Origin of the sequence: Lentzea flava (assembly GCF_014648475.1) — a bacterium.
GTDB classification, from domain to species: domain Bacteria; phylum Actinomycetota; class Actinomycetes; order Mycobacteriales; family Pseudonocardiaceae; genus Lentzea; species Lentzea flava.
The window spans coordinates 14,364-20,564 of the sequence record NZ_BMRE01000003.1; the positions used below are offsets into that span (position 1 = coordinate 14,364).

The 6,201-nt window shown below is 70.0% G+C and carries 6 protein-coding genes; 3 read left to right on the forward strand and 3 right to left on the reverse strand.

Annotated elements, in window-relative coordinates; translation table 11 throughout:
- Nucleotides 1-4: 4 nt before the first annotated feature.
- Complete coding sequence (locus IEZ09_RS06745; RefSeq protein WP_189252716.1) at nucleotides 5-2,233, reverse strand: PEP/pyruvate-binding domain-containing protein; 2,229 nt, start codon at nucleotides 2,231-2,233, stop codon at nucleotides 5-7.
- Nucleotides 2,234-2,293: 60 nt separating this feature from the next.
- Between IEZ09_RS06745 and IEZ09_RS06750 the strand changes: the two genes are divergently transcribed.
- Both IEZ09_RS06750 and IEZ09_RS06755 read left to right on the forward strand, forming a co-directional pair.
- A complete protein-coding gene (locus tag IEZ09_RS06750; RefSeq protein WP_189252717.1) occupies nucleotides 2,294-2,644 on the forward strand; it encodes a YciI family protein in 351 nt (116 codons plus the stop codon).
- A complete protein-coding gene (locus IEZ09_RS06755) occupies nucleotides 2,641-3,867 on the forward strand; it encodes an RNA polymerase sigma factor (protein ID WP_189252718.1) in 1,227 nt (408 codons plus the stop codon). Before IEZ09_RS06750 ends, IEZ09_RS06755 begins: the two co-directional genes overlap by 4 nt.
- Here the strand turns inward: IEZ09_RS06755 and IEZ09_RS06760 are convergent.
- On the reverse strand, nucleotides 3,775-4,311 hold the full coding sequence (locus IEZ09_RS06760) for a copper resistance CopC family protein (RefSeq protein WP_189252719.1): 537 nt from the start codon (nucleotides 4,309-4,311) through the stop codon (nucleotides 3,775-3,777). The two genes, IEZ09_RS06755 and IEZ09_RS06760, sit on opposite strands and share 93 nt — an antisense overlap.
- 95 nt (nucleotides 4,312-4,406) lie before the next feature.
- Between IEZ09_RS06760 and IEZ09_RS06765 the strand changes: the two genes are divergently transcribed.
- Nucleotides 4,407-4,892 (forward strand): sigma-70 family RNA polymerase sigma factor, encoded by a 486-nt coding sequence (locus IEZ09_RS06765; RefSeq protein ID WP_189252720.1) that lies wholly within the window; start codon nucleotides 4,407-4,409, stop codon nucleotides 4,890-4,892.
- Here the strand turns inward: IEZ09_RS06765 and IEZ09_RS06770 are convergent.
- Entirely contained in the window at nucleotides 4,857-6,053 is a 1,197-nt protein-coding gene (locus IEZ09_RS06770) for an MFS transporter (protein ID WP_189252721.1), read from the reverse strand. The two genes, IEZ09_RS06765 and IEZ09_RS06770, sit on opposite strands and share 36 nt — an antisense overlap.
- Nucleotides 6,054-6,201 lie beyond the last annotated feature (148 nt).

The window sequence follows — 6,201 nt, forward strand, 5'->3', positions numbered from 1 at the left end:
GGGTTCAGCACACCTTCTTCACGGTTCCCCGTGCCCCGTCCACCTGGATTCGATCTCCCGAGGCGATCCTCGTGGTGGCGTTCCCGCACCCGACCACCGCCGGAATCCCGAGTTCCCTCGCCACGATCGCCGCGTGCGAGAGAGGCGCGCCGACGTCCGTCACGACTGCCGCGGCACGGGTGAACAACGGCGTCCAGCCGATGTTCGTCACCGTTGTCACGAGAATCTCGCCCTGCCGCAACGACTCACCGTCCTCGACCCGTGCCAGCACCCGCGCGACACCCTCGACCACACCAGCCGAACCGGGGAAGCCGGTGACGTCCGACGGCATCGGCACGTCGGTCGTCGCGTCGTACAGGTCGGCCCGCCGGTTCGGTGAGGCCGCCCAGGACTCGGGATCGAACCGGCCGCGGATCACCGCCGGGTAGGGCGGCAGCGCGCGATAACGCTCGTAGGCCTGCCGTTGCGCGTGCACCCGGTCCAGCAACGACGTGTCGCCGCCCAGCACGCGCAGGACGTCGTCGATCGGCAGGAAGAACAGGTCGTCACCGGACTTCGTCAGCTCGCCGGCGCGCAACACGAACGCCCGCATGACCCAGAACGCCCGCACCATCTCCGACCGGGCCTGTTCCCGCGCCCGAGCGCCCGCGCCGATCCGGTCGAGCTGCTTGCGGATCTTGGCGGCCTTCGCGGGATGCGCGGCCACCAGCCGTTCCCACGCGGCCGAACGAGCGGAGGCCTGACGCGCGAGCAACGCCTCCGGGTCGGCCAGCGTCTCCAGCTGCCGTGAGATCCACTCCGGATCCTCCGCCGGTCGCGGCGAGGAGAGCTCGAACTCGCCGGCACAGCGATGACCCCAGGTCCGCGCGAATTCCTCGGTGCCGATCTCCCCGGACCGCAGGCGGGCGAGGCCGACCAGCGGCCCCAGGCTCGCGAGCCCGGCGCCGTCGTGGAACCCGGTCAGCAACGTGGTCGCGTCCTCCTCGCCGACCAGCGCGACGAGCTCGCGCCGGAACGCTGCGGGCCCTCCCGCGATCATGCGCGCGCCGGCGTCGAGGATCGGGCACACGTACCGCAGCAGCTGGTCGAGGTCGTTGCGCCACAGGCCGAGCAACGCGTCCGGCGTGGTGCACGCGGCGATGGCCTCGTGGGCGGCGGCGCAGCGCGCGGGGTTCTCGCGGACGAGTCGCGGCAGCCGGGTCCGGTAGAGGAACTGCTGCTTGATCGGCCCGCCCGCGCCGCGCACCACGGCGGCCAGGATCGCGAGCCGCGACATCGGCAGCGGCGGCACCGTCACCCCGGCCGGGATGCGCCCGAACGTCTCCTCTCCGGACCGCAGCATCCGCTCGGCCTTGCCGATCGCCGTGCCGAGCGCGGTGTAGGTGCTGATGTTGAGGTAGAAGCGGCCGCCGATGTTGCCGGAGATCCGGTGCGGCCCGATCGTCATGTTCGACAGCACCTCGACCAGCGACCACGTCACCGGAGTCATGACCTCGGGGATCGCCTCGCCGACGTTGCCGTTGGACCACAGGTAGTCGCCGTCGAGCGTGTCGTTCCACTCGACCCGCAACGACGTGATGGGCCGTGCCTGCAGGATCCAGACCTTGTCGCCGGTCAACGCCCACTCGACGTCCATCGGCGTCGCGAACAGCTTCTCGATCCGTTCGCCGAGCTCGATCAGCTCGCGCTTCTGCGCGTCGGTGAGCAGGTCTGACGAGTTCGCCTCCCCGCTGACCAGCGCCTCACCGAGCCCGCGCACCGCGTTGATCACCGGCTCGGCCCGCCCGGTCACCGGATCCGCCGTGAACAGCACGCCGGACACGTCTGCGGGCACCATCCGTTGCACGACGACGGCCATCTCCGCGGACTCGATCCCGTTGTTCTCGCGGTAGGCGACGGCGCGGGCCGACCGCAGGGAGTCCCAGCACCGCAGGACCGCGTCGAACAGCCCGTCCTCGGACACGTTCAGCACCGTGTCGTGCTGCCCGGCGAACGACAGTCCCGGCAGGTCCTCCGCGGTGGCCGACGACCGCACCGCCACCGGCCCGCCCAGCTGCCGGAACGCCTCCAGCAGGCCCTCCATCGACCGCTCCCGGTAGGCGCGGGTCGTGAGGCAGAACCCGGCGGGCACCGGCAGCCCCGCCCTCGTCAGCGTCGCCAGCGAGGCGCCCTTGCCGCCCACCGCCGCCAGGTCGGCTGCCGGGTCGTCGAGCGGGAGGATCAACGGGATCATGTCGCCATAGTTGTCGAAACGGGTCGTCCTCGTTCGTACAAAGGGCGAAAGGAGACCACCATGACCCAGAAGTACCTGCTCAGCATCTACCAGCCCGACGGTGAGGTCCCGCCGCCCGAGATCCTCGACCCGATCATGGCGAACCTCGAGACGCTCAACGAGGAGATGCGGGCCAAGGGCGCGTGGGTGTTCGCGGTCGGCCTGCACCCGCCGTCGACCGCGACCGTGCTCAGGGCCAAGGACGACGACGTGCTGATGACCGACGGTCCGTTCACCGAGGGCAAGGAGCACATCGGCGGCTTCACGATCATCCAGGCGGCCGACCTGGACGAGGCGCTGGAGTGGGGGCGCAAGCTCGCCACCGTGCTGAACCCGCTGTCGGTCGAGGTCAGGCCGATCGCGTTCGCATGATCGAGGAGATCTATCGCGCGGAGTACGGCCGCGCGGTGTCAGTCCTGACCCGCGTCCTCGGCGACCTCGACCTCGCCGAGGAGGCGGTGCAGGACGCCTTCACCACGGCCGCCGAACAGTGGCCGGTGAAGGGCGTACCACCGGCGCCCGCCGGCTGGATCATCACGACCGCGCGCAACCGCGCCATCGACAGGCTGCGCCGCGAGACCAAGGGGCACGAGAAGCACGCGCAGGCGGCGCTGCTCCAGCACGAACCGGAGGAGGAGGTGGGAGACGTGCCGGACGACCGGCTTCGGCTGATCTTCACCTGCTGCCACCCGTCGCTCGCGCTGCAGGCCCAGGTCGCGCTGACGTTGAAGCTCCTCGGCGGTCTCACCACGGCGGAGATCGCGCGGGCGTTCCTCGTGCCGGAACCCACGATGGCGCAACGGATCGTGCGGGCGAAGGGCAAGATCCGCGCGGCCCGCATCCCGTACCGGGTGCCGCGCGACGCCGACCTGCCCGAACGCCTGAAGGCCGTGCTCGCGGTCGTCTACCTGATCTTCAACGAGGGCTACCTGGACAAGCAGGAGCTGGCCGGCGAGGCGATCCGGCTCGGCCGCGTGCTGGCCCAGCTCATGCCGGACGAACCAGAGGTGTGGGGGCTGCTCGCGTTGATGCTGCTCGTCGCCTCACGCCGGGACGCTCGGGTGGTCGACGGCTCGCTGGTGCCGCTCGCGGAGCAGGACCGGTCGCGGTGGGACGCGAACCTGATCGCCGAGGGCCAGGACATCGTGCGGCGGTGCCTGCGCTGGAACCGGCCGGGGCCGTACCAGCTTCAGGCCGCCATCAACGCCGTGCACAGCGATCCGCCGACCGACTGGCATCAGGTCGTGGCGCTCTACGACCAGTTGCTGGCGATCACACCCAGCCCGGTCGTGGCGCTGCATCGTGCCGTCGCCGTTGCCGAGGTCGACGGACCTGCCGTGGCGCTGCGGGAGGTCGAGGCGCTCGATCTCGACCGGTACCACCTGTTCCACGCCGTCCGCGCTGATCTGCTGCAACGGCTCGGTGAAGACCCGACGGCGGCGTGGGAGGCCGCGCTCGAACGGGCGGAGCACCCGGCCGAACGCGACCTCCTGCGGAAACGGCTAGGCCTTGCGGCGGACGAGCAGGATCGCGCCGACGACGGCGATCAGCCCGACGACGACCCACAGCCACGCGGGAACGCCACCGGAGTCTGACGGCGTGGTCGACACCGGGGTGTTCGACACCGGTGCGCTCATGGTCACCGACGACGTCGGTGCCGCGGAGGACGCGGCCACGTTCACCGTGAAGGTGAACTTGCCGCTGATGATGTCGCCGTCGTCGGCCTGAGCACGCCATTCCAGCGTGTGCGCACCGGCCTTCGCCGCGGCGCCGTCCACCTTCGCCGTGATGGTCCTGTCGACGGCGTGGGTCTGCGTGACCGGCCACTTGGCACCGTCCGGGCCGGTCACCGTGACCGCGTCGCCGTCGGGCAGGCTGACCGTGTCGCTGAACGTCAGCTCGATCTGCTGCGGCGGCGCGTCGAGTGCCGCACCGGACGCCGGGTTGCTGCTCTTGAGCTCGGCATGGGCCTGCGCGGGGACGGCCACAGCCGTCGCGGCGAGCAGTGCCAGCACGAGCGCGCTGAAGTAACGCCTCACGTGCGCAGCGTAGTGGCCCACTCGCTGTACGGGGTTTCCTGTCGGATTGGACAGAGTCGTTGTCCACCGGCTCGCCGGGGATTTCACTGGCCCGCATGCACGACTTCCTCCGCGTGCTCTACGAAGATCATCACCACAGTCTGCTGAACTTCGCGACCCGGCTGACCGGAGACCGCGCGGCCGCCGAGGACGTCGTCCAGGAGACCTTCCTGCGGGCGTGGCGCCACCCCGAATGCTTTGCCGACGGATCCTCCGCCCGCGGCTGGCTCATCACCGTGGCGCGCAACGTGGTCATCGACCGAATGCGGGCCAGGACGGTGCGGCCGCACGAGACCCGCGAGCACGAACCGGAACCAGTTCCTGATCACGCTCAGCGGGTCGTCGACGCCTTGGTGATGGAGGCGGTGCTCGCATCACTGTCCTATGAACACCGTCGCGTGCTCACCGAGCTTTACTACAACGACCGCACGTACAGCGAGGTCGCCGTGTGTCTGGGCGTGCCTGCCGGAACGGTGAAGTCCCGCACCCACTACGCGTTGTGCGAGCTACGCCGGGCGTTCGACCAGCGTCAGATCCGCTGACCGCGGCTTGCGCAGCGACAGGACGAACGCGAGCGCGGCGGCCACCGCGGCCGCGATCACCGGGACGACCGGCTCGACCTCGTAGAGCGCGGTGCTGAGCAGCGGTCCGAGGATGAACGTCAGTCCCGTGGTGGCGTTGACGAGCCCGGCGATCGAGCCCTGGTGCTCACGGCCGACACCGAGGGAGGCCGCGGCGGCGAAGCCCGCCACCGCGAGGCCGAGGCCGACGGAGGTCACCAGGAACGCCGCGGCCATCAGCCACGTCGTCGACGCGAAGGTGAGAATTCCGTAGCCTGCCAGCGCGATCGGTGCGCCGACGCGCATCAGCCTGGCCGCCGGCCACTTCAGCTTCGGCACGAGCGCGCCCTGCGTCGCGACGAGCCCGATGCCGGCGACGAACAGCACGACGCCGACAGTTCCCGCGGTGGCGCGGGAATCGAGGTGCAGCCGGTCCGCGACGAGGAACCCGACGATCACCTGCACGAGTCCGAGCGACAGGTACATCAGGAACCCGACGCCGAAGACAGGCCACAGCTCCCACGGTCGCGATCGGACTGTCTGCTGTGGACGTTCGACCGCCGCCGGCTTCACGCCGATGCCGACCCAGAGCGCGAGCACCGCGGCGATCGCGGGGGCGAGGTAGAGCGGCAGCAGCAACGAGAAGACGGCGAGCACACCACCGGCGGCCGGGCCGATGACGATGGAAAGTCCTTGCGCCGCACCGACGAGGCCCACGGCCCTGGTGCGTTCGGCCTCGTCGGTCGTGGCCGTGCCGGCGACGGCGAGGGCGGCGACGGGCAGTGCGGCGAGACCGGCGCCGAAGATCAGGCTGCGGAACACGAGCATGAGCGTGAACGTCGGTCCGGGTGTCAGCGTCTCGTCGAGGCCCAGGCTGGAGACCACCGCGAAACCGGCCAGTCCCGTTGTGCACAAAGCGAGTCCGGCGAGCAGCACGCGGCGTAGCCCGATGGTGTCGAGCGCGCGTCCCCACAGCGGGCTCGACACGGTGAGTGCCGCCGCGGCGATCGTGATCACCAGCCCCAGCTGTGTCTCGGTGAGAGCCAGCTCACGGGAAAGCGGGGCAAGGATCGGAGTGAGCAGCTGCTGCGCCGAGTACATCACCAGAACGGTGATCAGCAAGGGCGCCAAGGACTTGCGCACAGGGTTCCCCTCGAGTCGAGACGCTGGTTGACCGTCCGAGTTAGGTTAGCCTAACTTAACGGCCAGGGGTGGGTCAGTTCTATGCGACGTTGACAATCATTGTCAGTAGTGCTCACGATGACTCTATCGGGTGAGGCAAGTGGGGGAT

Bases quoted from the DNA above. Each gene is read 5' to 3' on its own strand.
- IEZ09_RS06755 (WP_189252718.1), top strand. From the start codon at position 2,641: ATGATCGAGGAGATCTATCGCGCGGAGTACGGCCGCGCGGTGTCAGTC.
- IEZ09_RS06750 (WP_189252717.1), top strand. From the start codon at position 2,294: ATGACCCAGAAGTACCTGCTCAGCATCTACCAGCCCGACGGTGAGGTC.
- IEZ09_RS06745 (WP_189252716.1), bottom strand. From the start codon at position 2,233: ATGATCCCGTTGATCCTCCCGCTCGACGACCCGGCAGCCGACCTGGCG.
- IEZ09_RS06765 (WP_189252720.1), top strand. From the start codon at position 4,407: ATGCACGACTTCCTCCGCGTGCTCTACGAAGATCATCACCACAGTCTG.